Source organism: Clostridioides sp. ZZV15-6383, assembly GCF_020657735.1.
Lineage (GTDB): Bacteria > Bacillota > Clostridia > Peptostreptococcales > Peptostreptococcaceae > Clostridioides > Clostridioides difficile_D.
In genome coordinates this window covers 1-26,663 of sequence record NZ_JAGWCV010000024.1, presented here as the reverse complement: position 1 = coordinate 26,663, position 26,663 = coordinate 1, and the positions used below count along the sequence as shown (strand labels likewise).

Annotated in this window: 32 protein-coding genes; all 32 read left to right on the top strand. The window is 29.9% G+C overall.

Features of this window, described 5'->3' with window-relative positions; genetic code table 11:
• The first annotated feature begins 7 nt into the window (after positions 1-7).
• Positions 8-619, top strand: a complete 612-nt coding sequence (locus KGF42_RS10425) for a ribonuclease H family protein (RefSeq protein ID WP_227823371.1) — start codon at positions 8-10, stop codon at positions 617-619.
• A gap of 95 nt (positions 620-714) precedes the next feature.
• A complete protein-coding gene (locus tag KGF42_RS10420; protein WP_227826266.1) occupies positions 715-1,221 on the top strand; it encodes a hypothetical protein in 507 nt (168 codons plus the stop codon).
• 467 nt (positions 1,222-1,688) lie between these two features.
• Positions 1,689-2,180: a ParB N-terminal domain-containing protein gene (locus KGF42_RS10415; protein WP_227826265.1), complete on the top strand. Its 492-nt coding sequence runs from the start codon at positions 1,689-1,691 to the stop codon at positions 2,178-2,180.
• A 2-nt stretch (positions 2,181-2,182) separates the two neighbouring features.
• Entirely contained in the window at positions 2,183-2,950 is a 768-nt protein-coding gene (locus tag KGF42_RS10410; protein WP_227826264.1) for a hypothetical protein, read from the top strand.
• Positions 2,947-3,582, top strand: a complete 636-nt coding sequence (locus KGF42_RS10405; RefSeq protein ID WP_227826263.1) for a queuosine precursor transporter — start codon at positions 2,947-2,949, stop codon at positions 3,580-3,582. Before KGF42_RS10410 ends, KGF42_RS10405 begins: the two co-directional genes overlap by 4 nt.
• A 33-nt stretch (positions 3,583-3,615) precedes the next feature.
• Positions 3,616-4,311, top strand: coding sequence for a phage terminase small subunit (gene terS, locus KGF42_RS10400; protein WP_227823175.1), 696 nt, complete (start codon positions 3,616-3,618; stop codon positions 4,309-4,311).
• Entirely contained in the window at positions 4,301-5,653 is a 1,353-nt protein-coding gene (locus KGF42_RS10395) for a PBSX family phage terminase large subunit (protein ID WP_227823176.1), read from the top strand. The genes terS and KGF42_RS10395 overlap by 11 nt, the downstream gene beginning before the upstream one ends.
• The gene (locus KGF42_RS10390; protein WP_227823177.1) at positions 5,653-7,158 is read left to right on the top strand and encodes a phage portal protein; all 1,506 of its coding nucleotides are present in this window, start codon (positions 5,653-5,655) and stop codon (positions 7,156-7,158) included. Before KGF42_RS10395 ends, KGF42_RS10390 begins: the two co-directional genes overlap by 1 nt.
• Before the next feature lie 12 nt (positions 7,159-7,170).
• Positions 7,171-8,790, top strand: a complete 1,620-nt coding sequence (locus tag KGF42_RS10385; protein ID WP_227823178.1) for a hypothetical protein — start codon at positions 7,171-7,173, stop codon at positions 8,788-8,790.
• A gap of 1 nt (position 8,791) precedes the next feature.
• A complete protein-coding gene (locus KGF42_RS10380) occupies positions 8,792-8,944 on the top strand; it encodes a hypothetical protein (protein ID WP_021370617.1) in 153 nt (50 codons plus the stop codon).
• A gap of 69 nt (positions 8,945-9,013) precedes the next feature.
• Positions 9,014-9,340 (top strand): hypothetical protein, encoded by a 327-nt coding sequence (locus KGF42_RS10375; protein WP_227823179.1) that lies wholly within the window; start codon positions 9,014-9,016, stop codon positions 9,338-9,340.
• Positions 9,334-9,981 (top strand): phage scaffolding protein, encoded by a 648-nt coding sequence (locus KGF42_RS10370; protein WP_227823180.1) that lies wholly within the window; start codon positions 9,334-9,336, stop codon positions 9,979-9,981. Before KGF42_RS10375 ends, KGF42_RS10370 begins: the two co-directional genes overlap by 7 nt.
• 20 nt (positions 9,982-10,001) lie before the next feature.
• On the top strand, positions 10,002-10,355 hold the full coding sequence (locus tag KGF42_RS10365) for a hypothetical protein (protein ID WP_227823181.1): 354 nt from the start codon (positions 10,002-10,004) through the stop codon (positions 10,353-10,355).
• Between the two features lie 20 nt (positions 10,356-10,375).
• On the top strand, positions 10,376-11,416 hold the full coding sequence (locus KGF42_RS10360) for a major capsid protein (RefSeq protein WP_227823182.1): 1,041 nt from the start codon (positions 10,376-10,378) through the stop codon (positions 11,414-11,416).
• Positions 11,417-11,433: 17 nt separating this feature from the next.
• The gene (locus KGF42_RS10355) at positions 11,434-11,640 is read left to right on the top strand and encodes a hypothetical protein (protein WP_227823183.1); all 207 of its coding nucleotides are present in this window, start codon (positions 11,434-11,436) and stop codon (positions 11,638-11,640) included.
• 2 nt (positions 11,641-11,642) lie between these two features.
• Complete coding sequence (locus tag KGF42_RS10350) at positions 11,643-11,960, top strand: hypothetical protein (RefSeq protein ID WP_227823184.1); 318 nt, start codon at positions 11,643-11,645, stop codon at positions 11,958-11,960.
• Positions 11,957-12,340 carry a hypothetical protein gene (locus tag KGF42_RS10345; protein ID WP_227823185.1) on the top strand — a complete coding sequence of 128 codons (384 nt, stop codon included), beginning with the start codon at positions 11,957-11,959 and terminating at the stop codon, positions 12,338-12,340. Before KGF42_RS10350 ends, KGF42_RS10345 begins: the two co-directional genes overlap by 4 nt.
• Positions 12,341-12,352: 12 nt before the next feature.
• Positions 12,353-12,763, top strand: a complete 411-nt coding sequence (locus KGF42_RS10340) for a hypothetical protein (protein WP_227823186.1) — start codon at positions 12,353-12,355, stop codon at positions 12,761-12,763.
• A gap of 1 nt (position 12,764) precedes the next feature.
• Complete coding sequence (locus tag KGF42_RS10335; RefSeq protein ID WP_227823187.1) at positions 12,765-13,589, top strand: hypothetical protein; 825 nt, start codon at positions 12,765-12,767, stop codon at positions 13,587-13,589.
• A 13-nt stretch (positions 13,590-13,602) separates the two neighbouring features.
• The gene (locus KGF42_RS10330) at positions 13,603-13,806 is read left to right on the top strand and encodes a hypothetical protein (RefSeq protein ID WP_227826262.1); all 204 of its coding nucleotides are present in this window, start codon (positions 13,603-13,605) and stop codon (positions 13,804-13,806) included.
• Position 13,807: 1 nt separating this feature from the next.
• On the top strand, positions 13,808-15,229 hold the full coding sequence (locus tag KGF42_RS10325; RefSeq protein WP_227823189.1) for a phage tail sheath subtilisin-like domain-containing protein: 1,422 nt from the start codon (positions 13,808-13,810) through the stop codon (positions 15,227-15,229).
• A 15-nt stretch (positions 15,230-15,244) separates the two neighbouring features.
• Positions 15,245-15,658 carry a phage tail tube protein gene (locus tag KGF42_RS10320; RefSeq protein ID WP_227823190.1) on the top strand — a complete coding sequence of 138 codons (414 nt, stop codon included), beginning with the start codon at positions 15,245-15,247 and terminating at the stop codon, positions 15,656-15,658.
• Positions 15,659-15,745: 87 nt separating this feature from the next.
• Positions 15,746-16,312: a phage tail assembly chaperone gene (locus KGF42_RS10315; RefSeq protein ID WP_021371674.1), complete on the top strand. Its 567-nt coding sequence runs from the start codon at positions 15,746-15,748 to the stop codon at positions 16,310-16,312.
• A gap of 169 nt (positions 16,313-16,481) precedes the next feature.
• Positions 16,482-20,762 carry a phage tail tape measure protein gene (locus KGF42_RS10310; RefSeq protein ID WP_227826261.1) on the top strand — a complete coding sequence of 1,427 codons (4,281 nt, stop codon included), beginning with the start codon at positions 16,482-16,484 and terminating at the stop codon, positions 20,760-20,762.
• Positions 20,763-20,843: 81 nt separating this feature from the next.
• Entirely contained in the window at positions 20,844-21,644 is an 801-nt protein-coding gene (locus tag KGF42_RS10305) for a hypothetical protein (RefSeq protein WP_227826260.1), read from the top strand.
• Between the two features lie 69 nt (positions 21,645-21,713).
• On the top strand, positions 21,714-22,385 hold the full coding sequence (locus KGF42_RS10300; protein WP_227826259.1) for a LysM peptidoglycan-binding domain-containing protein: 672 nt from the start codon (positions 21,714-21,716) through the stop codon (positions 22,383-22,385).
• Positions 22,382-23,344 (top strand): XkdQ, encoded by a 963-nt coding sequence (locus KGF42_RS10295; protein ID WP_227826258.1) that lies wholly within the window; start codon positions 22,382-22,384, stop codon positions 23,342-23,344. Before KGF42_RS10300 ends, KGF42_RS10295 begins: the two co-directional genes overlap by 4 nt.
• On the top strand, positions 23,337-23,702 hold the full coding sequence (locus KGF42_RS10290; protein WP_227826257.1) for a hypothetical protein: 366 nt from the start codon (positions 23,337-23,339) through the stop codon (positions 23,700-23,702). Before KGF42_RS10295 ends, KGF42_RS10290 begins: the two co-directional genes overlap by 8 nt.
• Positions 23,677-24,135 carry a DUF2634 domain-containing protein gene (locus tag KGF42_RS10285; RefSeq protein WP_227823432.1) on the top strand — a complete coding sequence of 153 codons (459 nt, stop codon included), beginning with the start codon at positions 23,677-23,679 and terminating at the stop codon, positions 24,133-24,135. Before KGF42_RS10290 ends, KGF42_RS10285 begins: the two co-directional genes overlap by 26 nt.
• 11 nt (positions 24,136-24,146) lie before the next feature.
• Positions 24,147-25,280: a baseplate J/gp47 family protein gene (locus tag KGF42_RS10280; protein ID WP_227826256.1), complete on the top strand. Its 1,134-nt coding sequence runs from the start codon at positions 24,147-24,149 to the stop codon at positions 25,278-25,280.
• Positions 25,277-25,894: a YmfQ family protein gene (locus KGF42_RS10275; RefSeq protein WP_227826255.1), complete on the top strand. Its 618-nt coding sequence runs from the start codon at positions 25,277-25,279 to the stop codon at positions 25,892-25,894. The genes KGF42_RS10280 and KGF42_RS10275 overlap by 4 nt, the downstream gene beginning before the upstream one ends.
• A gap of 12 nt (positions 25,895-25,906) precedes the next feature.
• Positions 25,907-26,663 (top strand): phage tail protein (locus tag KGF42_RS10270; protein ID WP_227826254.1); only part of this gene is annotated, 757 nt, incomplete at its 3' end.

Here is a 26,663-nt window from a genome sequence, read left to right as displayed (position 1 = left end):
AAATAAAATGCCTAGCAAATATTATGCTGTTAGAAAAGGTCATAAAACTGGAATATACAATAATTGGGAGGAGGCATATAAACAAGTGAGAGTGTATTCATGTGCAGAATATAAGGGCTTTTACTCATTAAAACAAGCAAAACTATATTTAGAAGGATGTAATTTAGGGCTAGAGGATATAAAGCAAGATAAAGACACTATGATAGCATACATAAGTGGAAGTTATTCAGAAAAGTTGAATAAATATGGGTCTGGAGTAGCTATATGTAGACATAATGGGATGGTTTATGAAGAATGGGACAATGGAGAAAATAGAGCAGCATTATTATTAAAAGATATAGCAGGAGAAATAAAAGCAGCAATAATAGCTATGAGAGAAATAAAAGAAATGGGAGTTAAAAAGCTAATAATAGTTTACAACTTTGAGGGTATTTCTAATTTAATAAATAAAAGTAGAAAAGCTGAAAATGAAACGGAAGAAACATATGTTAATTATTATGAAGAAAATATTAAAGATTATGTAGATGTAGACTTTAAGCATATAGATAATTGCTTTAATGAAGCTATGCATGGCATGGCTAAGTACTTAGCTAAATATAACGCTTATAGATATTGTTAAGTAAAAGAAAAAAGGAGTGCTTTCACACTCCGCTTGTCAAAAATATAGAATTATCATCAATAATATTATAACATAATTGATAGGAGTGTGTGAGTATGTCTAAAACTAAAAAAGAGTTTTTTAATGCAACTAAGAAACAACTTTCTAATTATAAACAATTAAGTGCAAATATAATAAAATTGAAAAATGAAATACAAATGTTAAAAGATAATTCGGTTGGTGATTTAACAAAAGCTATAAGTTATGATAGTGTCAAAACAGGTAAAACAAACAAGACTAGTAACATAATTGAGGATGCTATTGTTAATGTATCAGACTTAATAACAGAAAAAGAAATAGAGTTATATGAAGCAGAAATAATTAAATCTACAATAGACTTAGCTATAAGGAATTTAAAACCTATACACAGACAAATTATTGAACTTAAATATATAGATGGTTTAATGTGGCAAGAAATGGTTGATATAGTACATTTAGAAGAAAGACAATTAAGTGTAAGAGCTAGTCAAGCTATTAGCTCAATATCAATAGCGTTATTTGGGAAGAAAGCATTAATAGAACAAGAACCACTTTTTGAATTGTTAGATTACAAACTAAATTAAAAATAAGAGTTATTTTGAGTGCTGAAAATGTGCAGGTTTTTTTGTTTTAGACATGAGATAATAGTATTGTGGAAATGAAAAAATTTCCCTCTCAAAACTAAATATATACTAGGCTAGGGTTAAGGGATTGCCCTAGTCACTACGAACAGACTAGGCAGGGCGTGAGGACGCTGTTAGTTCAATTCTAACTATGTTCAATCTTTAGTTTTTTTCTATTTCAATTAACCTACGGATACACTAAAAATAGTATATGAATTGAGATTAAAATCTCATACAATTTTATCTTAATTCAGAGGTCTAAAAATCGGGTGGGGCTTGGTAACCTCACTCACCATGCAAGTGCTGGTGTTTAATCTAAGTTCGATTCTTAGAACTTGCTCCCTTAATAATATGTATCCCCATTAAAAAGGCTTAGATTAATTTCTAGGTCTTTTTTTATACAAAAATTTAGAACAGGAGGTCTTAAATTGAACAAAAGAGAAGTTGTTTATCTTAATTTAGAAAATATAAAACCTTATGAAAATAACCCTAGACGCAATGATGAAGCAATAGAAAAGGTTATTAAATCAATTGATGAATTTGGATTTACGAACCCAATTTTAGTTGATGAAGATAACATAATAATAGCAGGTCATACGAGGTATGAAGCGTCTAAACAATTAGAACTTAAACAAGTACCTTGCATAGTTCTAAAGAATCTAACAGAAGAGCAAATAAAAGCTTACAGGTTAGTAGATAACAAGACTAATGAATATGCTAGTTGGGATTATAATAAATTAGTTGATGAATTATCTGACATAGTTAATATTGATATGAAAGAGTTCAATTTTAATATTAATGATTTTGAAGATTTAAGTATAAGTGATGAAGATTTTATATTAGATGAAGAATTAGAAGAAAAAGAGAAAAAAGGTAAAATGGTGAAATGTCCACACTGTAATGAGGAGTTTGAAATATAAAAATGAGGGTATTTTTAGCAGCAACAAAAAGTGGAATGAATAAGGAGTTAAGATTAGAAACAATAGAGAAATGTAAACCTCAATACATCTTAGAAACTTTTTTTAACAAAGAAAAAGCGTGTTTGGAAGCTATGAGTATAGTAGGAAATGAGAATTTCTTATTAGATTCGGGGGCTTTTTCTTTTATGAATGGCACAGAAATCTCAAAAGAAGAAATGGAAAACTATATTGATAGATATATAAAGTTCATTAAAGACTACAATATAAAATATTTCTTTGAAGTTGATGTAGATGTGATATTTGGATTGGAACAGGTAGAGAAATGGACTAGAAAAATAGAAAATGAAGTAGGTAGACAATGTATACCAGTTTGGCATAAAACAAGAGGTGTGGAGTACTGGAAAAAACTATGTGCAACATATAAATATATTGCAGTTGGAGGATTTGCAATAAATGATATAAAAAAACAGGAGTATCCTTTAATACAAAAAATGGTTGAGTATGCTTATCAAAAAGGTGTGAAAGTACATGGGTTAGGGTTTACTAAAACAAAGATATTAAAGTCATTCAAGTTTTATAGTGTTGATAGTAGTAGTTGGACTGTAGGAGCAAGCATTGGACAGCAATTATATACATTTAAAGATGGAGATATACATATAAGAAGATTAAAAAAAGAAGGTAATAAGAAAACAGATTTAAAAAAGTTAGTAGCGCACAGCATGTGTGAGTGGGTTAAATATCAAAAATATATGAATGGAGTGAGATATTGAAAAAGACAGAAAGAAATTTAACATTATTAAATTGTGTATTTGTAACGAGTTTAGTGGTTTCTAACATTGTAGCAGGAAAGGTAATCGATATATTTGGGCTTATAGTTCCTGCCGCGGTTGTTGCATATCCGCTAACATTTTTATGCACTGATGTAATTGGAGAAATATGGGGCAAAGAAGAAGCTAACAGAACAGTCAAAAGAGGTATTTTAATGCAGTTATTCAGCCTTTTATTGATTACAATAGCTATAGCCCTTCCAAGTGCGAGTTTTGCAACAGAGTATTCAAGCAATCTAAAAGTAGTGTTAGGGCAGAATGTAAGGTTTGTATTAGCTAGTTTAACAGCTTATATATTAGCTCAAACTAATGATGTATTTATATTTCATAAACTCAAAGAGAGGTTTGGAGGAAAACATAAGTGGTTAAGAAATAATGCTAGTACTATGTTGAGTCAACTAATAGACACAAGCATTTTTATTACGATTGGATTTTGGGGTACTGTACCAAGTCTAGTAACTATGATAATGAGTCAATATGTAGTTAAGTTTTGCTTAGCTTTGGCAGATACTCCATTCTTTTATTTATTGACAAGAGAAAGCAAAGAAGTAAAAGTAGATAAACAAGCTTCATAATAAAAAAGTAAAAACGAATAACGAGGTGGTGATGTGGCAAAGGCTAGAAGTCCAAACAGAGATAAAGCTTTTGATATATTTAAAGAGCATAATGGAAATATTGCAAATAGAGAGATAGCAGAGTTATTAAATGAAAATGAGAAAACAATAAGTAATTGGAAATGTAGAGATAACTGGAATGTAGTACTGCAAACAAATAAATGTAGTACTACAAAGAAAAAGGGTGGTCAAAAGAATAATAAAAATGCTTTAAAAGATGGTATATATGAAAAAATATTCTTTAACACTCTAACAGATGAAGAAATTGAATTGATAAAAAGTGAAAATAAAGATGAAATACACAGACTTGAATTAGAAATAAGTTTACTTACAGTTAGAGAACATAGACATATGAAAAGAATAAAGCAGTATGAAGAAAAAGCTGATAAAATTACGCTAGAAAGCATAGACAAAAGAACTTTAAAGATAGAAGGTAATTTACTTAAAGACAATGAACAGACACAGACAGAGACTGTCACAAGAGCTGTTTCTATATTTGAAAGAGTGCAAAAGCTAGAGGCTGAATTAACTAAGATACAGAAAGAAAAAGCTAAGAATATAGAAAGATTACAAAAGCTGAAAATGGATAAAGAAAAATTTGAAATCGAAAAGAGTAATTTAGACAAAGAAAATAAAAATAAAGAAATAACTGTAAAAGTGGTGAAAGCAGGTGGAGAAAATGGAAAGTAAATTTATATCTAATGACCATTTTCATGATTTTATATTTAATTGGGATTATAAATTTTATTTTCTGGTTGGAGGATATGGAAGCTCAAAGAGTTATCATGTAGCAACTAAAATAATTATTAAGCTTCTTGAAGAAAAAAGAAAAGCTCTAGTTGTGAGGGAAGTATATGACACAATGAGAGATAGTTGTTTTTCTCTATTGGAAGAAGTTGCAGAAAGCATGAATTTAGGAGATATATTATCATTTAAAACAAGTCCTATGAGAGTTATTTTTCCTAATGGAAGTAAGATAATTTTTAAAGGAATGGATAACCCAGCTAAACTGAAGTCAATAAATGGCGTATCTATAATATGGCTAGAAGAGTGTTCGGAAGTTAAATACACTGGTTTTAAAGAACTCTTAGGACGTTTGAGACATCCAAGTCTATCTAATCATATAATTTGTTCAACTAACCCAATTGGCGAAGATAACTGGACCTATAAACATTTTTTTAGAGATGAAGAAAAAGACAGATTTGTATTAGATGATACTGTATTATATAAAAATAGAATAGTAACAAAGAATAATACCTATTATCATCATTCAGTTGCAGATGATAATTTTTTTCTGCCGAAAAGTTATATTGAACAGCTTGATGAAATGAAAGAATATGACTATGACTTATACAGAATAGCAAGAAAAGGAAGATTTGGTATAAATGGAACTAAGGTATTACCACAGTTTGAAGTTATGGAGCATCAAGAAGTTATAAATAAAATATCTAATATACCACAAAGGTATTATAAAGTTGGATTCGACTTTGGATTTGAAAAATCATATAATGCACTTTTGAGATTAGCTATAGACCATGAAAATAAATATTTATATATTTACTGGGAGTATTATAAGAATCAAACTACAGATGATGTGACTGTTAAAGATATTAAAGAATTTAAAGATACTCAAGAACTAATAAAAGCTGATTCTGCTGAACCTAAAACTATAAAATATTTTAGACAACAAGGTTTTAATATATTTGGAGCTAAAAAATATGCTGGAAGTAGATTACAAAACACTAAGAAGGTTAAGAGATTTAAAAAAATTTATTGTTCAAGTGAGTGTAAGCATACAATAAAGGAATTAAAGAACTTAACATATGCTACAGATAAAAACGGAAACTTAATATATGATGAATTTAATATAGACCCTCATACATTTAGTGCTATATGGTATGGACTTGATGGATATGAGGTATCAGACATTAAAGAGTTAAAATATAGTAATGATATTTATAACAAAGGTTTAGGATTGAAGAAAAATAATATACAAAATCAATATAATAAGAAAGGAGGGGCTGTATTTTAGTGGATAGTGTAAAAAATACTTTGCTTGGTTTAACATCTGAACAAAAAAAAGAAATGACAAGAATAAAAGAGGATTATTTTTTTTACAAAGGTGCAATTAGTGAAGAAGATAAGAATAAACTTGATGAAAGTTTATTAGGTCAAAGTTGGATTGTAAATGATGATTTGGACTATGTTCCAACACAATTAATTGACAATAAAATAGAACCATTAATTAAAAAACAAGCAAGGTTTTTCTTAGGAAAAGAACCTAACTTATTATTTAAGGCTAGAGATAAAAAAGATAAGGAAGCATGTGAGAATTTAAGAATTTTCATTGATGATATACTAGATGATAATAAATTTTGGAGCGAGACACTAAAAGCTTTTAGGATTGCAACAGTAACTAAAAGAGTGCTTTTGAGAGTTGAAGCTAACAAAAAAGAGCCAATTAGTTTATATTATCATGATTCAAGCGACTTTAATTATGAAGTTGATATGAAAGGTAATCTAACTAAAGTTGTAGTGGTTCGATTTATAAGTAAAATGGATGATGATAATTTATACAATAGATATACTTATTATTTAGAAAATGATGTGTGTAAGTTTAAAATAGAACAGTTTAAAGAAAAAGATTTAAGTAATCCTATTAGTGTTGAAACATGCGATACAATATTTACAAAAATACCATGTGTCTTATTTTTAAATGAAAGTGACTTAATAAATACAAGAGGTCAAAGTGACATAACACAGTTAAAAGAGCTTCAAAATCAACTTAACAGGAGGGTTTCTGATTTTTCAGATGCTCTAAGATTTCAAATGTTTGGTCAAACTGCTATTATAGATGCTACTGAAGAAACTGTAAATAAAACCAAAATAGCTCCTAATGCATTGATGCCATTGAAAAGTAATGATGCAAACGAAAATGGAAAACAGGCACAAGCAAAAAGAGTTGAAAGTTCATTTTCTAGCGCTGAACCAATCAATATGTTTTTAAAGAGACTTGAAGATAGTATGTCAGATAAGCTGAGTATTCCAAAACCCGAACAGCTTCTTAATATCCCTAGTGCTAAAGCTTTAAAATATATTTACTATGATTTAATAGCTAGATGTTATGAGAAATGGAACGATTGGGAACCAGGTATAAAATTATTGATTAGCTTAATAATTGAAGCATGTGACAAACTTAATTGTTATGATAACTATGATAAAACTTGGACTAAACTAGATTATCTAATAGTTTTAGAAAAGAAATTCCCAATACCCGAAGATGAGGAAGATAATAAACGTCTTGCTATGGAGGAAGTTAACAACAATGTTAGAAGCCATAGAAGCTATATAAAAGATTTTGGTAGTGATGATGATTATGAAACATCTTTTAATGAAGTATTAGAAGATATTGAAAAAATACAATCAGTAGAGCAAGACCAGTTCAGAAAAGATGCAGATATAGAGGTTGATGATATTGATGAAGAATTAAATAGTAAATCTAATAATAAAAACTCTAATAAGAACAGTAATGAATAACAAGGTATTAATATGAAAGACAACTCTTATGCAAAAAAAGTTCTTGAAGCTAGAAAAAAACTTTTATTATTAGATAAAAAAATACAAATAGAGATATTAAATGTCTACAAAGATGCTAGTAAAACTATTTTAAGTGATATTGCTAAAAATAAAGAGTTAAATCTAAGTAATAAATACTTAAAAAAGCTAAATAAATCAATCGAGAAGTACATTAACGAGTTAAATCAAAGATTGGTACCTATTACAGAAAAAAGCGTAATAGAAGCTTCTAATATAGCTAAAGACTTGCAAATGTATTACTATCAATCAATAGTTCCAAATAAATCTATAAATCTTGCATGTGATGCTATGTGTATAAAGACAACTACTAATGTTGTGGAAAAAATAGTTGCAGGTAACTTTTATAAAGATAAAAGGTCATTAGATAGTAGGATTTGGGGCTATAGTAATAAAAATAGAAAAAATATTGATAGATTAATAAAAGCTAATATTGCAAGAGGTGCTAATGCAAAGACGTTAGCAAAGAGTTTAGATAATTATGTTAATCCAACTAAAAGAACAGATGCTAAGACGTTAGAAATTGGCATGAATAAAAGTATATCTTATCAAGCTCAAAGACTTGCTAGAACCTCTATAACACATGCCTTTGTAGAAACAAGTGTTCAAAATGCAATAAATAATCCTTTCTGTGTAGGACTACAATGGAACCTAAGCTCTCAACATTATATTAGACAAGTAAAATGGAGGGGCGAGGATGAATGCGACGAATATGCAGAACAAAATCGTTTTGGACTAGGCGAGGGAGTTTTCCCAGCAGAAAAGTATCCTATACCACATCCAAATTGTCTTTGTTATCCAGTTCAAGTGATTGTACCAATTAGTGAAGCTTCTAAAATGATGGAGAACTGGTTAGGTGGTGGAGATAATGATATTCTTGATAGTTGGTATGACGAAATAAAACATCAAAATAATAGTGCTCCAATCATTAAGAAACAAAGAAATAAAAAGAACAAAATAACTACAAATAGCAAAGATGATAGAATTAAAAAGAATATTACTAATTCAATCAAGAATAAGTCGAAGAAAGCACCTAAGTATGTTCAAAAATATATTAATAAATATGTAAATCCAAATAAAATAATAATAGATAATAGTCAAAAAATACCTTTTATTTATTATACTAAGGTTGATTTAGTTGGTATTAATCCAAACATCAAGGAATTTAAGTCTTATAATAAAGAAGCTGCTTTACTTCATGAGTTTGCACATAGAATTGATATAAAAGAAATTAAGAGCTATAATAATATTAAGTTTCAAAAAGCTATTGAAAGTAGCTCTATATATGTTATGAAGAATATTGAGAACTTGCAAAGTATATATACTAATTCTAATGAGCTGTATAATAACGAATTTATTAGTGACATATTAGGAGCATTATCCAATAATGAGTTTGAGGATTTATTAGCAACTCATAGTGAAAAGTATTGGAGTAAAAACAGAAATAAAGAGAAAGAAATATTTGCTAATTTATTTACACTAAAGTATCAGAATAATAAAGAAATAAACAGTTTTATTAAAGAACATTTAAATAGTTTAGATAAAATATTTAACGAATTATTAGGAGGGATTTAGATTGCTTGAAGAAATGAGAAAAGATAAAAAGCTGTTAGAGTTGAGACGATTATATAAAGAAAAATATGGTAAAAATGCACCTGGATTTAACTATGATGAATACAATAGTTATGCTGAGTACAAAGAAAAGTTAAAAGAATTGATACAAAAATAAAGTGAGCACTTATTAATTAAATATTAATGAGTGCTTTTTTTATGCTGAATTATAAGGAGGGTATAAAGTATGGAGTCAGAAGAAGAAAGAATAAAATCATTAGTAAGAGAATCTAAAGAAATAAACTGTTTACAAAGAAAGTTAAATAATGAAAATAAAGAAAAAAATGTTTTAAGGAAAGAGTTAGAGTTATATAAATTGAAATCCCTTTGTAACCCAGTAGTAGATTTTTTAAGAGAAAATTATAATTCTAATTATACATTAATAATAAATGAAAATATAATAAAACTTGTTTCAGATGAAATATCAATACCTAATATGTTTGATTTAAATCTTGTAACAAATGAAGTAGTAAAAAGTTTACGAAAATCATTAAAGGAGGGAATTGAATGTTAGAGTATTTTAAAAAGTTACTTGGAGATGAAGAAGGACAAAAAGTTTATGAAAAATTATCTAAAGATAAAGAAAATAAGCTTCTTTTAGATAATATTAAAAGTTCTAGATACGTTGAAAAGACAGAGCTAGAAAATGCTAATAAAGAGATTAAAGAGTATAAAAAGCAAATAGGGGATAGAGATAAGCAACTAAATGATTTACAAGGCAAAGTTAAAGATAATAAAGAGTTGTCAGATGAAATTGAAAGTCTTAAAAATGCAAATAAAGAAATTAAAGAAAATGCAGAAAAAGAAATTGAGGTTTTAAAGTTTAATACAGCTTTTGAAAGAGCTATTGAAAGTTATAATCCTCGAAATCCAAAAGCTTTGGCAGCACTGATAAATAAAGAAAATGTTAAATTAATTGATGGTAATTTCATTGGATTGGATGAACAAATAAAGGCTTATAAAGAAAGTGATAGTTATTTATTTAAAGATAAAGAAGATATAAAAATAAAAATAGATGGTAAACCACTTGATAGTTTAGGTTCTACTACATCAAGTGAAGAAGGAAGTGAGAAAAAGAGTCTAGGAGAAAGATTAGCGGCTGAAAAAGCAGAAGCAAGTAAGGCTACAGAAGCACTAGACAGCTTTTTTAAATAAAATATAAGGAGGAATAAAAGATGAGACAAAGCTCAAAAACCATTTATGTAGGTAAAAAAGACATTAGAGATATAGCAGGAGAACATTATATCAATTTAAATTTCAAAGTAAAAAAGACTGATGTGCAAAGTAAATTAGTTGATGGAGTATTACCAGCAGGTATTTTAGTAAATAGCACTGGATTGCCTGCAAATGATGCAACAACTTATGGTGTACTATTTAATGAAGTTGATTTTAATGATTCAAAAGGAACAGAAATATTACCAATTTTGGTACATGGATTTTTGAATAAAGCTAGATTAAAAGAATACACAAACGAAGAAATAACTGCTGAAGCTGAAAAAGCAGTAGCAGGAAGAATATTATTTATATAAATAGGAGGATGAAAACACTAATGGAATTAAAAAGTTTTATAAATTCAAAGGAAATAGCTTTATATATTAAAAATTTACCACCAAGAGTAACTATTGATGAAGCCTTATTTCCAGTAACAAAGCAATTATCTACGGAGATAGAGATAGCAAAAGGTAGTAAGAAAAATCCAGTTGCACTGAGAATGAGTACATTTAATTCAGCAGCAAAAGTGAGAGCATTAAAAGCGGATGTATCTATAAAGAAAAAAGAAATGCCTTTTTTTAAAGAAGCTATTGGAATTGATGAAAATGACAGAAGACAATTAACTATATATCAAACTGCCAACAATCAAAATCTAGTAGAATTTCTGACAAAAACAGTTTTTGAAAATTATGCAAACCTAGTTGATGGAGCAGGAGTTCAAATGACAAGAATGAGAGCGCAATTGATGCAAAAGGGGGAAATAGAGTTAATTACAAAAGATGGGGATGTTGTTGTTGATTATGATATACCAACTAATCATAAAGAAGTTTTAACAGGAAGTGCAATGTGGAGTAATCCTAAAGCTGATATAGTAGGAGATATAAAGAGATGGCAAAAGGTATTCGTTGATGAAGGTTTAGAAAAGCCAACAAGAATGTTGTTAACTGAAAAAACATTTAGATATATAACTCAAAACGAAGCTATAACAAATGATTTAAAAACTAGAAGTTTTGGAGATATAATTCTTACTGATGATGATTATATTTCATTTTTAAAGAAGAAATTAGATTTAGAAATAGGATTTTTGAATGGAATCTTCTTAAATGAAGAAGAAGTGTCAATGAATTATTATGAAGATAATCTTGTATCTTTAATTCCAAAAGGAGCGCTAGGAAAAACTATATTTGGTACTACTCCAGAGGAATTTGACAGCCAATATGGTAGCGGAAAACTAGATACTCAGGTTGTAAAAACTGGTATAGCAATTACAACTATGGTTAAAGAAGACCCTGTTGCAGTAGATACAAAAGTATCTATGGTCGGAATACCAAGTTTTGAAAGAGCAGATGACTGTTTCTTTGCTACAGTAGCATCTTAAAAAAAGGGGGCGATATTATGGCTAAAAAGAAAGAGAATTTAATGCAAGTAAAAGCTTTAGTTTACTTAAAATATGATAATGCTTGTTATAAAATAGAGGATGTGTTTGAGATTAGAAAAGTAGACCAAGAACTTATGGAAGAAAAAGGATATATAGAAGTTTTAGGAGAAGTTGAAGAAAAGAATAATAGTGACAATGAGCTTCTTAATAAAGATGGTGAGTAGATATGTCTATTACCAATTTAGATAAATTAAAACTCAATCTACAAGAAGAAGAGTATCCTTATTTTACAGACGAACAACTTGTGATGTTATTAGAATCTAATGAGAATAATGTTTTAAAAGCTTCATGGAGAGGTTGTTTACTCAAAGGCGCTACAGATGATTGCATTAAAATAGGACCTATAGAAACTAAGAGTAGTAATAGTTCATACTGGTTATCATTAGCAGATATATATAAAACTGATTATTTAGAAGAAAAATCAAAGAATGAAACAACGATTACAGGATATAAAACTTCTATGACAAGAGTTGATGGACAATGAGAAAGTTAAGAGCTGATAAGATAATAAAGACTATTAATCGGGGGATAGCTTTAAATCCTCAAACAATAACTATAGAGCAGGAAATTAAACAAATAGTGGATGGAGCTATTGAGCTTACAAATGAAGTGAAAGAATTAACGGTCGTTATATATCCCGAAAAAAGCAACGATACAGTAGTAAGTAGTGAAACTATTGGTACAGCTTATAAAAATAAAAACTTTGGTATGGTTGCAGATAAAGAAGCTGATTTAAAATTGAATACTGAAAGTGATATAACATTTAAATGTATCGAAGGTACTATGAAATTAAACTATGTAAATCCTATTGTAGTTGAGGAAAAGATTTGTGGATATATATGTGGTCTTGAAAAGATAGATTAGAGGTGGTTTAGTATGAGTGTGTTTACTAAGGCTATAAATGAAATTGATAGAAAAAAGGCTACAATGCCAATTTTGTGTATGAATATAGCTTTTATGTTAGAAGGAGAAGCTAAAAATAGTGCAAAATGGACTGATAGGACAGGAAATGCAAGACAAGGTATAACAGGAACAAGTTTAGGTGGAGGAAATCAATACATTGTTAGGTTAGGTCATGGAGTTGACTATGGAACTGTTTTAGAGGAAGGTTCAGCACCTCATATCATAAAACCAAAGAATGCTAAAGCTTTATTTTGGAATGGAGCTTCACATCCTGTTATGAAGGTGCAGCATCCTGGAACTAAACCCACTCATTCTTTAGAATCTACGGTCAGCAAGAATATTGCTAAAATAGGGAAATTAATAGAAGGACATTGGAGTAAATAATATGAGAGCAGGAATAAGAAAAGCCTTAATTGAGAACATACCAAGAATTAAAGATTGTTATGAACCAACTGTCCCTAATAAAAAGACTATAAAACCTTATATTGTAGTTGTCCAAGGTGAAGATGCTGACAATGAAGGTGATGTTATAGGTTTTAGAAGGACCATAAATATTTGGTTATATGAGAAAAGGACTACATTTAATAAACTGGATGAACTTACAAAAGAAGTCATAGAGACTTTAGATTTTAAAACTATAACAGATGATACTTCTAATGAGGTATTTACTTGTATTTATGAGGGTGCAGTTGGTCAAGATGTTATAGATGAAGAATGGGAAGCTATAATAAGGTGTCTGAAATTTAGTGTAATAGCTTTAGATGATAAAGAAGATATAACTAATGATAGATGGGTAGAAGCTCTATCTAAGTATACAAAAGATTTATTAGAAATCGAGAGTTATAAAGATAATTGGAAGAAAAACTTTATAGCACCTTGTGCATTATGGAGAACTACAAATGTTGAAAACAAAAGAATTAATTATCATCTAATTGAGATTACAAAAACTATGAAATGTCATGTTGTAAGTAAAAATAAGGATGAAATAGTTAAGTTTCTTGAAGAATTAGAGACTAAGTTAATAATAGATAAAAGAGTAAGACTTAGAGAGGATAAGAATATGTACTTAACTCTTGTTAGCGTAGTTGAAGATAGAGAATCAGACATGTTTACAACTGGTCAGTTGACTGTAGTACTTAAAATGATAGGTAAAATAAAAAGAGAAGAACCTATTATGAATGAGATTTATAATAGTGGAAATTTAAGATAGGGGGGTGCAAGGATTGGCTGAAACAAATAATAAAAAGACTAATGTGAGTAAGCAGGAAGAAAAATATTTGAAAAGTGATTTCTTAAAAAATAGTGAAGCACTTGGCTACGAAAAAATGGTAGTTGCAGGTGCTTTATTTAATTGTAAGAAAGAAGAACTTACAAAATCAGAGTTTGAGAAGATTATAAAAGATTTCTTAGAAAGAGAGGTGAAATAAAATGGCAACTGGTACATGGAATGAAAAAGAAAGAAAAGAAATACCTGGTTTTTACAATCGCTTTAAAACACAAGCAGAAAAGTCTACAAACACAGGATTAAAGGGTAGATTAGCAATACCAGTTAAAGCTAATTGGGGAGAAGTTGGCAAGGTTGTAACAATAAAAAATGATTTGAGACAGCTTAAAACTCTATTTGGTGATGATATGAGTTATTCAGCTTTCAAGCTAGGAAAACTAGCTTTATTAGGGAATGTAAAAGAGCTGTTATTATATAGGCTTGTAGATGGAAAACAAAAGAAGGGTACATTAACACTAAAAGATACTACAGAGAATAGTGCAAAAGATGTAATTAAGCTAGAAACTAAGTATCCAACAGCTAGAAACTTTAATGTAACAATAAAATCTAATCTAGTAGATGCAGATAAAAAAGACTTTATATTCTTTGAAGGAACTAAGCAGTTATTTAGTTCGAGTATTAAAGGTACTATAGATGAAATAGTACTAGAAATAAACTCAAATTTAGATAATGAATATGTGGTTGCGACTAAAGTAGCTGATAGCGATAAAACTATAGCAAATGTAGTAAATCAAGCTTTAGAGGGTGGCAATGATGGTTGCACATCTATTACTAATGAGTCTTATTTAAAAGCTTTGGAGGAGTTTGAAAGATATAGCTTTGACTCTTTTGTACTTGATGGTGTGGCTGATGAAGCATTGCAGGAAACTACAAAAGCTTGGGTAGCTAAGAATAAGGAGCTAGGAAAAGATATATTATTATTTCTAGGTGGGAAAAAAGAGGATAATATAAAACAGATAAATGATAAATCAAAAGGTTTCAATGATGAAAATATAGTTAACATTGGAAGTTCAGCTTATTATGAAAATGTAAAATATACACCTAGTGAAGTAGCTGTTTATATTGCTGCTCTTTCTGTAAGTAAAGGTATAACAGGAAGTATATGTAATGCTAAGACTATATTTGAAGAAGTAGAACCAAGATTAAGCCAAAGTGAAGTAAAAGAGTGTTTGAAATCAGGTACACTAATACTTGATTTTGATGATGGAGATGTGATTATAGTTGATGATGTAAACACATTTAAAAAGTATGTAGACGATAAAAACGAAGCAATGGGATATATCTCTAATATCATGTTTATTAACACTATAAATAAAGATACTTCATTAAAAAGAAAAGAATTTGTAGGGAAAATATTTAACGATTCAACAGGGCAGACAACTGTTATATGTGCATTGAAGAAATATTTTGAAGAATTGATGAGTCAAGGTATTATATCTGAATTTAATGTTGAGATAGATACAGAGTTACAGGCTACTGCCAAAGCTGATGAATTTTATTGGAAATGGGATGCTGTTAAGGTTGATGTAATGAAGAAAATCTTTGGAACTGGATATTTAGGATAAAGGAGGTTATAGATTATGTATAATGATGATTATATAGAAGAAGCCAGTTTTCTGAATGGTTCTAATGTAAGAATAATTATAGATGGCGAAGAAGAAATGTATGCAGAAGAAATAAAAGCAGACTATGAACAAGATGAGCAAAGTGTAAAGTTATTAGGGTGTGAAGACGAGATTTCAAGAGGTGGGACAAAAAAGGGGTCTTTCTCTTTAACTAGATTTAAGGTTAATTCAAATATATTAAAACTTGGTTTTAAAACTTTTGAGATAATTTATGAATTAAGAAATGCTGAAACTTTTGGTTATGAAAGAGTAAGGTTAAAAAACTGTAGACTTAAAAAGATACCTGTCATAAATTCAAAAGCGGGTGAAGATGTAAAAGAGGAATTAGAAGGTGCATTTAGAGGATATGAATTATTAGATGCACTTTAAAATAAAACAGTACTGCACTTAAAGCTATAAACAATTGATTTTGTTTGTAGCTTTTTTATTAAAATAAAAAATATGGAGGAAAAAAATATGTTAGATATGGATAAAAGAGAATTAGAAAACGAGGAAGTAATAAAAGAAAATAATATCATTACTGAAGACTTAGAAAATGATGATTATAGTATAGATGAAGAAATAGAAGATGATTTTGAGGATGATGAGTTAGATGAAGCTAAAGAAAATGAAATATTGCTTAATTTAGCTGATGATGAAATTTTTAGAAGATTGACAGGGGTAATTGAACCGCCTACAAGAACACTTAAAATCGACAGAGTAAAAATACCAATTACTATAAAAGCTTTTACAGAAAAAGAAATAACAAATATAAGAAAAAAATGTACTAAAACAAGAAAATTGAAGAATGGACTTACAGAAGAAAAAGTAGATGATGATTTAATGAATCTAATGTTATTAGAAAGAGGAATTACAAAACCTAATTTTAATAATAAAAGATTTTTGGAGGAAAATAAATATTCTAATGCAAGAGAAGCACTAAAAAGACTTTTCTTAGCAGGTGAATTGCAAGCTATTGCAGATGAAATCTTAAAATTGTCTAGATATGATGAGGTATTAGAGGAAATTGAAATAAAAAACTAATTAAGCATGGTGGAGTTGTAACTCATTTATTTAATATATTTGTTAAAGCTAGAGTTCTACCAGACGATTTCTTTAAAAAAGATAAATTAGTACAAAAATTAATAAGTGAATTTGTAAGACATGAGATTGAATTAGAAGAAAAAGCAAACAAATCTAAATAGAAAGTGAGGTGAGAGAAATAGCCAAAAAAGAGATGTATCATATTGATGTCGTTATTGGTGTAAAAGGGGATGCAGAAACTAAAAACAAGCTGAGTGCTGCTGAAAAAATAGCTGAACGTACTGAAAAACGGATGCAAAAGCTTAATAAAATAAAAGCTAACCCAGCTATTAGAATAAATGATAGAGCTTCCAGCACTATAAATAAAATAAATGGCAACATGAATAAAGCTAGAAGAACAGTAACCGCAACAATAAAGGCTAAAGATAATGCTAGTTCTACAGTTAGTAAAGTTAATAGTAATGTTAATAAAGCTAGAAAGACAGTAACCGCAAGATTAAAAGCTACAGATAACGCAAGCTCTACTGTTAACAAAGTTAATAATAAGATAAAAGAAGTTGCTAAACCTACACCTCCGATAATCATACGAGGACAAGATGAATCTAGTTCTATAATAGATAAAGTAAAAGCTAAGATTCAGAATCTAAAAGCTGATACTATCATAAAAATAAAGTCTCAAGCTGATGAAGCTATAAATACTATTTCTCGAACTAAAAATAAATTACAAGAATTTGTGAGTAAGAGATATGAAGCAGCAGTTAAGATTAGAGATGAAGCTAGTTCAGCACTTGGAGGGCTTACAGGAAAAATAGATTCTTTTGTAAGTGGAGCTATTAGTAAATTTGCTAGACTGGCTACTACCGCAGGAGCTTTAATAGGTGGAATTGGTGTAGGTTCTGCTGTAAAAGGATTTGCTACTTTTGAACAAAGTATGAAGAATACACAAGCCGTAAGTGGAGCAACAGGAAAAGAAATGGAAGCTTTAACTGCAAAAGCTAGACAACTTGGGAGAGAAACTAGTTTTACAGCTAAAGATGCAGGAGACGCAATGTATTATATGGGTATGGCAGGATGGAAGTCCGAGCAAATGATAAAAGCAATTCCTGACGTTCTTAACTTGGCAGCAGCAGGAGGAACCGACTTAGCACTAACGAGTGACATTGTGACTGATGGACTAACAGCGTTAGGAATGACTGCAAATGACACAACTGAATTTGTTGATGTGATGGCAGCAACTATAACAAATTCAAATACAAGTGTTGAGCTAATGGGCGAAACGTTCAAATATGTTGGTTCTATGGGGGGAGCATTAGGAGTATCTATGAAAGATTTATCTCTTGCGACAGGATTGATGGCTAGTGCAAGTGTCAAGGGAAGCATGGCAGGTACTTCGCTAAGAGGAGGTCTAGTTAGATTAATAAAGCCACCAGAAGAAGCTGCATCTGCAATAAAGAAGTATGGAATAGAATTAAAGAAAAATAAAAATGGGAGTTTAGATTTAGCAGGAACAATAGGAAGTCTTAGAGAAAAATTAGGCGGATTAGAAGATGTTGAAAAAGGTGTTGCAATATCTTCTATTTTTGGTCGTACAGCCATGGCAGGTTGGGCGGCTGTAGTAAATGCTAGTGAAAGTGATTTTAATAAGTTAACTACAGCTATTGCAGAAAGTGAAGGAGAAGCTAAGAGAATTGCTGACATGAAGCTAGATACCCTGTCAGGACAATTTGAAATTTTAAAAAGCGCTATTGATGATGTAAGAATATCGGTAGGAAGTAAACTAGGTCCTATGACTCGTCAATTTGTAGAAGATTTAATTAAGAAAATGCCACAAATTGGTGATGCTATAGTTGGAGTAGTAGAAAAATTTGTTAACAATTTTGATAAAATAAAGGCAGGATTCCAAGTGCTGATTCCTGGGATAATGTCTGTAGTTGGAGCAATACTAGTGCTTAAAACAGCTTTTGCTTTTGGTAGTGCAATAAAATCATTAAGTTTACTTAAAGTAGCTATAGGAGCTACAAGCATAGGTGCAATGTTATTACCAATCGTTGTAGGAGCTATAGTCGTAGCCTTTGCAGGAATGTCTGTTGCTATTTCTAATAATAAAACAGCAATAATGTCTTTACAAGAGAGATTTGGTATCTTTGGTGATTTTGTAACAGGGCATATGGAACGTGTAGGAGGAACAATAAAATTAATTTTTGGGAATTTAATAAATATAATTGGAGGTGTAGTGGAAGCGATCGGAATAGCACTTTCAGATAAAAGCTGGGGTGAAAAAATTTCTGGAATAAAAAATGTTATTGGCAAGACTTGGGCAGATGCAAAAGTAATAACAAAAGAAGCTTTGAGCGATATAGCAGGAGAAACTTCAAATGCTACAGCTATGTTAAAAACTGCTAGTCAAGAAGAATTACAAGAAGTAACAAAAGCTTTTTCAACAGCTTTTGAACAATCTAAAAATGTAACTGAAAGAAAGTCAGGAGAAATAGCAAAGGCATTAAGTAGTAGCTTGGATGGTATGGGAGAAAGTTCTCTTACTATGATGAGAGGTTTAAATGACGATATGGCTATAATTTTGTCAGGTGTAAGTGCTAATATGAAACCTAGCGATAAAGTTAACAAAATCACCAAAAATCTTGATGATGCTTTTAAAGCAGGAAAACTAAATGCAGAAGACTATAGAAATAGCATACAAGAAACTATGAATTTTATAAATGAATATGGAACTGGTTCTTCAAATCGTATTAAACAAGGTATGAGTGATGCTTTCAATGCTTTTAAGGAAGGAACAAATATAGGTGGATTAAAAGACGGAGTAACAGGAATGTTGAACTCTTTAAAAGCTACAGGACCACAAGCTTTAGAAACTTTAAAAGGTCTAGGAGGTAAAGCAAGTGAGATTTTCAAAGGAGTAGACTTTAATTCTTCTATAGATGCACAAAAAACTAAAGTATTGCAAAATTTAAATAATCTAGGTTTGGAAGGAACACAAGCTATAAATACATTAAGAACTATTTTCTCGCAAGCTTCTACTGCACTAGATACTACAAACTTAAAAAAAGGCTTGAGTGATACATTTAATTCATTTAAAAGTGGATTTAATAAGGATGGTATGAATGGAGCAATAAATAGTATGCTTGGAACTATAAACCAAATAGGACCTCAAATGCAAGAAGCTCTAGGCAAAATGGATGGAAAGATGGGGCAAGTATTTGCTAATGTAGACTTTAGCACACCAATAGAAACACAAGCTTCTAAAGTTTTGGAAAATCTAAATAATTTAGGAATAGAAGGACCAAAAGCTTTAGAAACTGTAAGAAGTATATTTGCTCAAGCTTCAAGTCAAATACAAGGTTCAGCTTCTCAAACTGTTCAACAAGCAAATCAAGAAGTGGCTAATGCTTTAACTCAAGGTAACCCAACTGTACAACAAGCAGGGCAACAATTAGGCACAGATTTGACTAATGGCGTAGTAAATGGAGTACAGGCAGGAGTGCCAGTTGTACAGCAAAAAAGTAATGAACTAGCTACAGCTACACAAAACGGAGTAACAAATGCTGTAAATAGTGCAACTCCTCAAATAGATAATAGTAATCTTACAAATGGAATAGATACGGCATTTAACCAAGCTACTGCAACAGTTCAGCAAGGAGCGACAAACATGTATAACGGGGCTAAACAAAGCTTTACGCAACTAGCACAAATAGGAAGAGAAGCAGGTTCAAGTTTATACAATGGTGCTACAACTTCTTTTAATATGTTAGCAACAAATGTTAGGGTAGCATGTAGTAGCATGTACAATGGAGCTAGGACATCTTTTACGAGTTTAAGTAGTTCAGCAATAAGTGCTATTTCTGCTATGTGTAGTTCTGTAGTAAGTCAAGTTAGTGCTATGTCAAGTCAAGTTATAAGCTATTGGGATAGTGTAAGAGCAACCGTTTCAGCACCAATATCTGCATCTTTTAATGTTAAGACTACTCAAACAACTGTCAAAAGGACAGTAAATGAAAGTAGTGGTGGAATACTAAGTAATATATTTGGTCACTTTGCAGAAGGAGGAGTTGCAAGTAAACCATCTATATGTGGAGAAGATGGAGCTGAAATGGTTATCCCTCTTACAAACACTAGAAGAAGTAGAGCAATAGAATTATATGAACAAACTGGAAAAATGTTAGGTTTAAGTTCAACTCCTTCTCAAAAAATTGGAGGAAGCTATTCTAATATTGTAAATAATGTTAGACAATTTCCTCTTACAAATGTTTTGGATACAGATAATAAAGAATATAAAGAAGCTACACCAAACAGTGTTAATTCTTCTAATAACACTGTAAATTTAGGTGGAATATCTATAAATGTTCAAAATAGTGATAATAAAGAAGAAATGATACAAGAACTATTATCTCAAGTAGAAAGTGGAATAAGAGAAGCATTACAAGATATTGGATAATGTCGAATTGTTGTTAAAAAAATCTTCCTCATAAATGATATAATATTGTTAAAATATGCAAATTTATGAGGGGGAAATTTTATGTGGCAGAAATTTAAAAGTCTAAATGCTTTCTTAAAAGTTATTATAGGTATTATAGCAATATGTTTCTTACCAATCACTTTAGCTGTTTTTTCAATTGAATTTTTAATGAAAGCTATTGAAGCTAAAAATAAAGGCAAAATAGTCTTAGGATGTTTTTTAGCATTATTAACATTAAGTTGTGCTAGGACTGTTTATCTTACAAGAGGTTTAGATGATAAAAATTCTACTCAAGTCAATCAAGTTTCTAGTAATAAAGATAGAGAAGATGCTGAAAAGAAAGCGGAAGAAGAAACTAAAAAACAAAAAGAGCAGAAGGCTCAAACAGAGAAACAAAAAAAAGATGAAGAAGCTATAAAATTAGCAGAACAACAAAAAAAGAATGAAGATGAGCAAAAACCATCCGAAAATAAGAAAAACAATAAACCAACAAAGTTTTTTAATGATGTATACTTAAAAAATAAAAATTGTGTTAACATGACATCTTATGAAGGAATAAAATCAAACATAGACATATTTGGTTATAAATATAAAATTATAGAACCAAACGAAACCACACTAAGGCAAATTGATGTATATGATAATCAAAGCAATGATACTATTCAATTTCAATTTTATGAAAATGATACTGGAGAAGAAGTCGTAACAGTTATGCAATATAATAAAAAAGATGAACCTGACAAATCTGTTGCCATAAGTGATGATTTTCATATATATCCACCAAAATTTAATAATCATATTAATAATACAAATACAGAAGTTAATAGCATAGAAGAACAAATAAATTTTATGTTTAATTAATATTTGTATAATACTTTAAAGCTCTTACAACTTGTAGGAGCTTTTTATTGTAAAAAAAGAGGTGATAACTTGGTAATAGATATTTATCTAAAAAATGAAAAAGAAAAAATAGATTTTCACTTTCCAGTAACTCCGCAAGATTCTCTATCTATAAAAAAAGAAAAAAGGTTTGAAACTGTAGATATAGTAAACTTAGGCGAATTTGACATTAAAAAAGAAGGGGAGAAGATAAGAGAAATATCATTTAAAACATTTCTACCTTTTCAATTTGATGCTTCTTATTGTAGATATAGCGAGTTAAAAAATCCGATTGAAATAGTTGCAATGCTTGAAAAATGGGTAGACCAAGCCGAACCTCTAAGACTTATTATAACTGGTTTTGGCTACAATGGATTAGTTACAATATCTAGTTTTAGCAATACTCAAACAGCAGGAAGAGAAGAAGATAGGGACATTGAGATAACATTTAGAACTTACAGAGAACTGAAGATAGAGACATTAAAAAAAGAGACTAAGAGTAATGCTAAAACAGACTTAAAAGATAATAGACCTAATACTCAAACTAAATCTAAAATATATACTGTTAAAGCAAGTGATACATTATATAAGATAGCTAAAAATCTTTTAGGTAAGGGTTCAAGGTGGAAAGAGATTTACAATATACCCGAAAATAAAAAAGTCATTGGTAAAAATCCTAATGTGATTAAAAAAGGGCAAAAGTTGGTGATACCTTCTAAATGAAAATAATATTAAATGGAAAATATGATATTGCAAATTTTAACGAGGGAATAACATTAAGTGAAGCTATAGACGGAGTTGCATACAAGATGGATGTATCTTTAATAGAACCTAAACAACTTAAAGATATAAATATTAAAAAAGGTGATAAAATAGTTCTGATTGATATAGCATATGAGAGTAAAAAAGAAGAAACAATCTTTGATGGAGTCATATGGGAAACTAGGAGAAGTGAAAAGAGTAAAAAACTGACATTATCTTGCAGAGAAAGAACAGTTTACATGGAAGAAAGCGAAGAACAATACTCGTTTAAAGAAAATACAGCAACACAGAGAATTGAATATTACTGTAAACAATGGAATATACCTTACTACAATCTAGCGAACACTTCTGTAAAACTTGCTAAAGTAATACATAAGACTAATATCTTAGATATGATTAAAAAGGACTTAAAAGAAACAGCGAGTAAAGGTGGGGACTTATTTAGAGTAAGGATGGATAATAAATTAAAATTATTTAAGCTTGGTACTAATGCAAATGTATATAAATTAGATAGTATATTAGAAGATGCTAACTTTACAAGTAGTTTTAATGATGCAGTAACAAGTGTAAAAGTGCTAGGTAAGAGTAAAGATGAAAATACAAAAGCATCTGTTATTGGAACATATAAGAAGGACTCAGATAAGTATGGAACACTACAAAAAATTAAACAAGATGAAAAGATAAAAAATGCTAAAGAAGCTAAGAAAGCAGCAGAAGCAATGTTCAATAGTGGAGAGGAAACAATAAGTGTAGATTGTGCAGTAGATATAAATAGAATAAGAGCAGGTGACAAGGTAAGTTTAAAAAGTAAAGAATATTATGTTATAGATGTTACTCATACATTAGATTCTACCCCAAAAATGAAGCTCAATATAGGGACTTTAGAATATATAAGGAGGAAGTTTTATACAAATGACTGATGCTAGATTTAATAAAATTGCTAGAATATTGAAAGAAAATATGAATAAAAGTGTAGCAAATGGCACTTTTGGAATGGGTTGTGAACTTGCAGAAATAACATCAAATGGGCTTAAAGTTAGTGGCTATAAAGATGAAATACAGGATTATCTAGTATTAGAGAATCTTATGTTAAAAGAGGACTATTTTACTTTTTCAGATGAAGCTTCAAGTGGAGAATATAGACATAAGCATAAAATAGAAACTCCAAAAGAATTAAAACCACTAAGTATAGGTGATAAGGTGTTAGTAGCTATTATGGGAGCTGAATTTGTAGTAATTGGGAGGGTTGCAAATGCCAAACCTATTTCCTCAAAATGAAACTTTTGAAACTGTAGAATTAAAAAATAATAATGAGAATGAACTGGACCTAAAGGGTTCTTTTTTATTTGACTTTATAAAAGGTGAATTTGTCAAAAATGCAGATGGAACATTAAAAAAATGTGATAAAGTCCAAGCATATAAACAATGGTGTCAAAAGGCTATATTAACACCTAGGTACAAAAGGTCAGCTTATTCTAGTGTATATGGAAGTGAAATAAAAGACTTAATTGCTACTAACTTATCTCAAAGTGCAAAAGAGCTTGAAATAACTAGATTAATAAAAGAAACTATTTTAGTTCATCCATATACAAAAGAAGTTAGTAATTTTATATTTGTTTGGCTTGAAAATAGTAGGCTTGTTAGTTATGAATTTGATGTACTAACAATAGATGATGAAAATATAGTAATTGATGGCAATATAAAAAGGTAGGTGATTATTACATGGAAAGAGAGCTACCTATACCAGTATTTTTAACCGAAGATGAAGAAACTGTTCATCAAAGGATGTTAAGTAACTTCCAAGATATTTCTACATTAGAAGGTGACTTTATCTATGATGCAACAAGACCTACAGCAGAGCAGATAGCTGAATTAAAACAACTAGGATTACAAAATAATTTAAAGATAGCATTTCCTCAAACTAGCTATGGAACTTATTTAGAATGGTTAGGAGAATGCAAGGGAGTATTTAAAAATCAACCAACTAAGGCTACTGGAGTTATTACATTTACAGGTATGCAAGGAACTATCATTACAAAAGGAACTATTGTTACAACTATAGCTACAGATGAAAAACAGAGCATAGAATTTGAGCTTATTGAAACTAAAACTATAGGAGCAAATGAAACAGTAGATATTAAAGCAGAATGTAGGATTGTAGGAACTATAGGGAATGTAGCTCAAAATACTATAACTGTTTTATTAGGTTCTATTAGTGGTGTTAAATCAGTTACTAATAAAGAAGATTTCAAAGGTGGAACAGATATAGAAGATGAAGAACATTTTAGAGAAAGAGTTCTTGTAGCAGAACAAGAAGATAAACTTAGTGGAGCTAGTTCAGATTATATTCGTTGGACTAAAGAAGTTGATGGAGTTGGATATGCTTATGTAGTTCCAGAATGGGCTGGACCAGGGACAGTAAAAGTATTAATACTAGATAAAAATAGAAAAGCAGCAACACAAGAATTAATAGATAAGGTTCAAGAATATATATATCCAAATGTGAAAGAGGGTCAAAATCGAGATGGAAAAGCTCCTATAGGTGCTATTGTAACTATAGCTACTCCACAAACATTACTAATTAATGTAAAAGCTAGTTTTGTGTTTGCAAATGGATTTAGTCAAGAAACTGTGCTAAATATCTTAAAAAATAAAATAGACAAATATCTTGATAAAATAGATATTGGAGGTACTGTTTCTTATAATGCAATTTATTCGCTAACAGGTTCTATGATGCTTGCAGATGAAGGAATACAAGATTTTTCTAACTTGACAATAAATGATGGAACAACAAATATTATTTTAAATGACCAAGTTGTTGGAATAGGTGAGATAATCAATGAGGTGATAGCGTGATAACTTCTAAAAAGGGTAGAGAAATGCTTCTAACATTATCTCCTATCTATGAACAATCTTTAGTTATGAACTCTATATATGAAGCTATAGGAAGCGAATTTGATAATCTAGAATTATTAAATAAAGAAATAGAATTGCAATTATTTCCTCAAACTGCAACATGGGGGCTTGAATTTTGGGAAAATAGAGTAGGTTTAGTAACAAATTTAGATGAAGATATAGAAACTAGAAGAAGGAAAGTCATTGCTAAACTCCAAAGTAAATATATTATGACACCTAAAAGAATGTCAACGATATTACAGTCTTATACAGGTGCAAATATAAAAATAAATGAAAACATAGCTCCATACACTTTTGATATTGAATTAACCAGTACTCAAGGTTTTCCTAGAAGCTTAGAAGATTTATATAAGAGAGTAAATGTTATAAAACCTTCTCATTTATCTGTAAGCTATAAGTTAGTATCTCTATTAAAAAGTAGAACTTATTTTGCACAAACAACAATTATGAGTGAAGAAATAACAGTATATCCTTATTCAAGTAAAGAAGTAAAAGCTAAGTTTGCATTAGCTCATAACATAAGTTCAGAAATATTAACAGTATATCCAAGGTAGGAGGTGGTATAAATGGCTGATGAACAATTTTACACAATACTAACAAATATAGGTAAAGCTAAGATTGCTAACGCAGGAATGTTAGGTAAACCAGTAATTTTAGAGAAGATTCAAGCAGGAGATGGTGGAGGAAATTATTATAATCCAACAGAAGACCAAACAGCATTAAAAAATAAAGTTTGGGAAGGTAATATAAATGCTTTTGATAATGATGAAAATAATCCTAACTGGATTATTGCAACAGCATGTATCCCTGGTTCGATAGGTGGATTCACAGTTAGAGAAATGGCTCTTATAGATAATGAAGGAGATATGATTGCAATTTGCAAAAGCCCCGAAACTTACAAGCCAAAGATTGGCAATGGAGCCATGAAAGACTTATACTTAAAATTTATCATAGAAGTATCTAATGTGGAGAAAGTGACATTAGTTGTTGACCCAACTGCAATATTTTTAACTAAAAAAGATGAAGAAAAAATAAAAACAAGTATAACTAATTTAGATAAAAAGATAACTGATAATAATACAGCAACAAATAAGAAAATAGATGATGCTAAAAAAGAATTAGGGGATAAAATAGGGGACACAACACAACTTACTACAACAGATAAAACTAGTCTCGTTGGTGCCTTAAACGAGGTGAAAACTAGTGTAGATAGTATAGAAACAACAGCAGAGAAAACAAGTTATGATAATACAGTAAGTAAACTAAATTCTACCAATGTCCAAGGGGCAATAGATGAGTTATGTACTAGTGTAAATACTGCTA

Bases quoted from the DNA above. Each gene is read 5' to 3' on its own strand.
- KGF42_RS10285 (WP_227823432.1), top strand. From the start codon at position 23,677: ATGCCAAACCTATTTCCTCAAAATGAAACTTTTGAAACTGTAGAATTA.
- KGF42_RS10350 (WP_227823184.1), top strand. From the start codon at position 11,643: ATGTCTATTACCAATTTAGATAAATTAAAACTCAATCTACAAGAAGAA.
- KGF42_RS10355 (WP_227823183.1), top strand. From the start codon at position 11,434: ATGGCTAAAAAGAAAGAGAATTTAATGCAAGTAAAAGCTTTAGTTTAC.
- KGF42_RS10385 (WP_227823178.1), top strand. From the start codon at position 7,171: ATGAAAGACAACTCTTATGCAAAAAAAGTTCTTGAAGCTAGAAAAAAA.
- KGF42_RS10340 (WP_227823186.1), top strand. From the start codon at position 12,353: ATGAGTGTGTTTACTAAGGCTATAAATGAAATTGATAGAAAAAAGGCT.
- KGF42_RS10315 (WP_021371674.1), top strand. From the start codon at position 15,746: ATGTTAGATATGGATAAAAGAGAATTAGAAAACGAGGAAGTAATAAAA.
- KGF42_RS10345 (WP_227823185.1), top strand. From the start codon at position 11,957: ATGAGAAAGTTAAGAGCTGATAAGATAATAAAGACTATTAATCGGGGG.
- KGF42_RS10425 (WP_227823371.1), top strand. From the start codon at position 8: ATGCCTAGCAAATATTATGCTGTTAGAAAAGGTCATAAAACTGGAATA.
- KGF42_RS10295 (WP_227826258.1), top strand. From the start codon at position 22,382: ATGAAAATAATATTAAATGGAAAATATGATATTGCAAATTTTAACGAG.
- KGF42_RS10280 (WP_227826256.1), top strand. From the start codon at position 24,147: ATGGAAAGAGAGCTACCTATACCAGTATTTTTAACCGAAGATGAAGAA.
- KGF42_RS10395 (WP_227823176.1), top strand. From the start codon at position 4,301: ATGGAAAGTAAATTTATATCTAATGACCATTTTCATGATTTTATATTT.
- KGF42_RS10335 (WP_227823187.1), top strand. From the start codon at position 12,765: ATGAGAGCAGGAATAAGAAAAGCCTTAATTGAGAACATACCAAGAATT.
- KGF42_RS10410 (WP_227826264.1), top strand. From the start codon at position 2,183: ATGAGGGTATTTTTAGCAGCAACAAAAAGTGGAATGAATAAGGAGTTA.
- KGF42_RS10320 (WP_227823190.1), top strand. From the start codon at position 15,245: ATGTATAATGATGATTATATAGAAGAAGCCAGTTTTCTGAATGGTTCT.
- KGF42_RS10420 (WP_227826266.1), top strand. From the start codon at position 715: ATGTCTAAAACTAAAAAAGAGTTTTTTAATGCAACTAAGAAACAACTT.
- KGF42_RS10325 (WP_227823189.1), top strand. From the start codon at position 13,808: ATGGCAACTGGTACATGGAATGAAAAAGAAAGAAAAGAAATACCTGGT.
- KGF42_RS10360 (WP_227823182.1), top strand. From the start codon at position 10,376: ATGGAATTAAAAAGTTTTATAAATTCAAAGGAAATAGCTTTATATATT.
- KGF42_RS10375 (WP_227823179.1), top strand. From the start codon at position 9,014: ATGGAGTCAGAAGAAGAAAGAATAAAATCATTAGTAAGAGAATCTAAA.
- KGF42_RS10290 (WP_227826257.1), top strand. From the start codon at position 23,337: ATGACTGATGCTAGATTTAATAAAATTGCTAGAATATTGAAAGAAAAT.
- KGF42_RS10305 (WP_227826260.1), top strand. From the start codon at position 20,844: ATGTGGCAGAAATTTAAAAGTCTAAATGCTTTCTTAAAAGTTATTATA.
- KGF42_RS10365 (WP_227823181.1), top strand. From the start codon at position 10,002: ATGAGACAAAGCTCAAAAACCATTTATGTAGGTAAAAAAGACATTAGA.
- KGF42_RS10370 (WP_227823180.1), top strand. From the start codon at position 9,334: ATGTTAGAGTATTTTAAAAAGTTACTTGGAGATGAAGAAGGACAAAAA.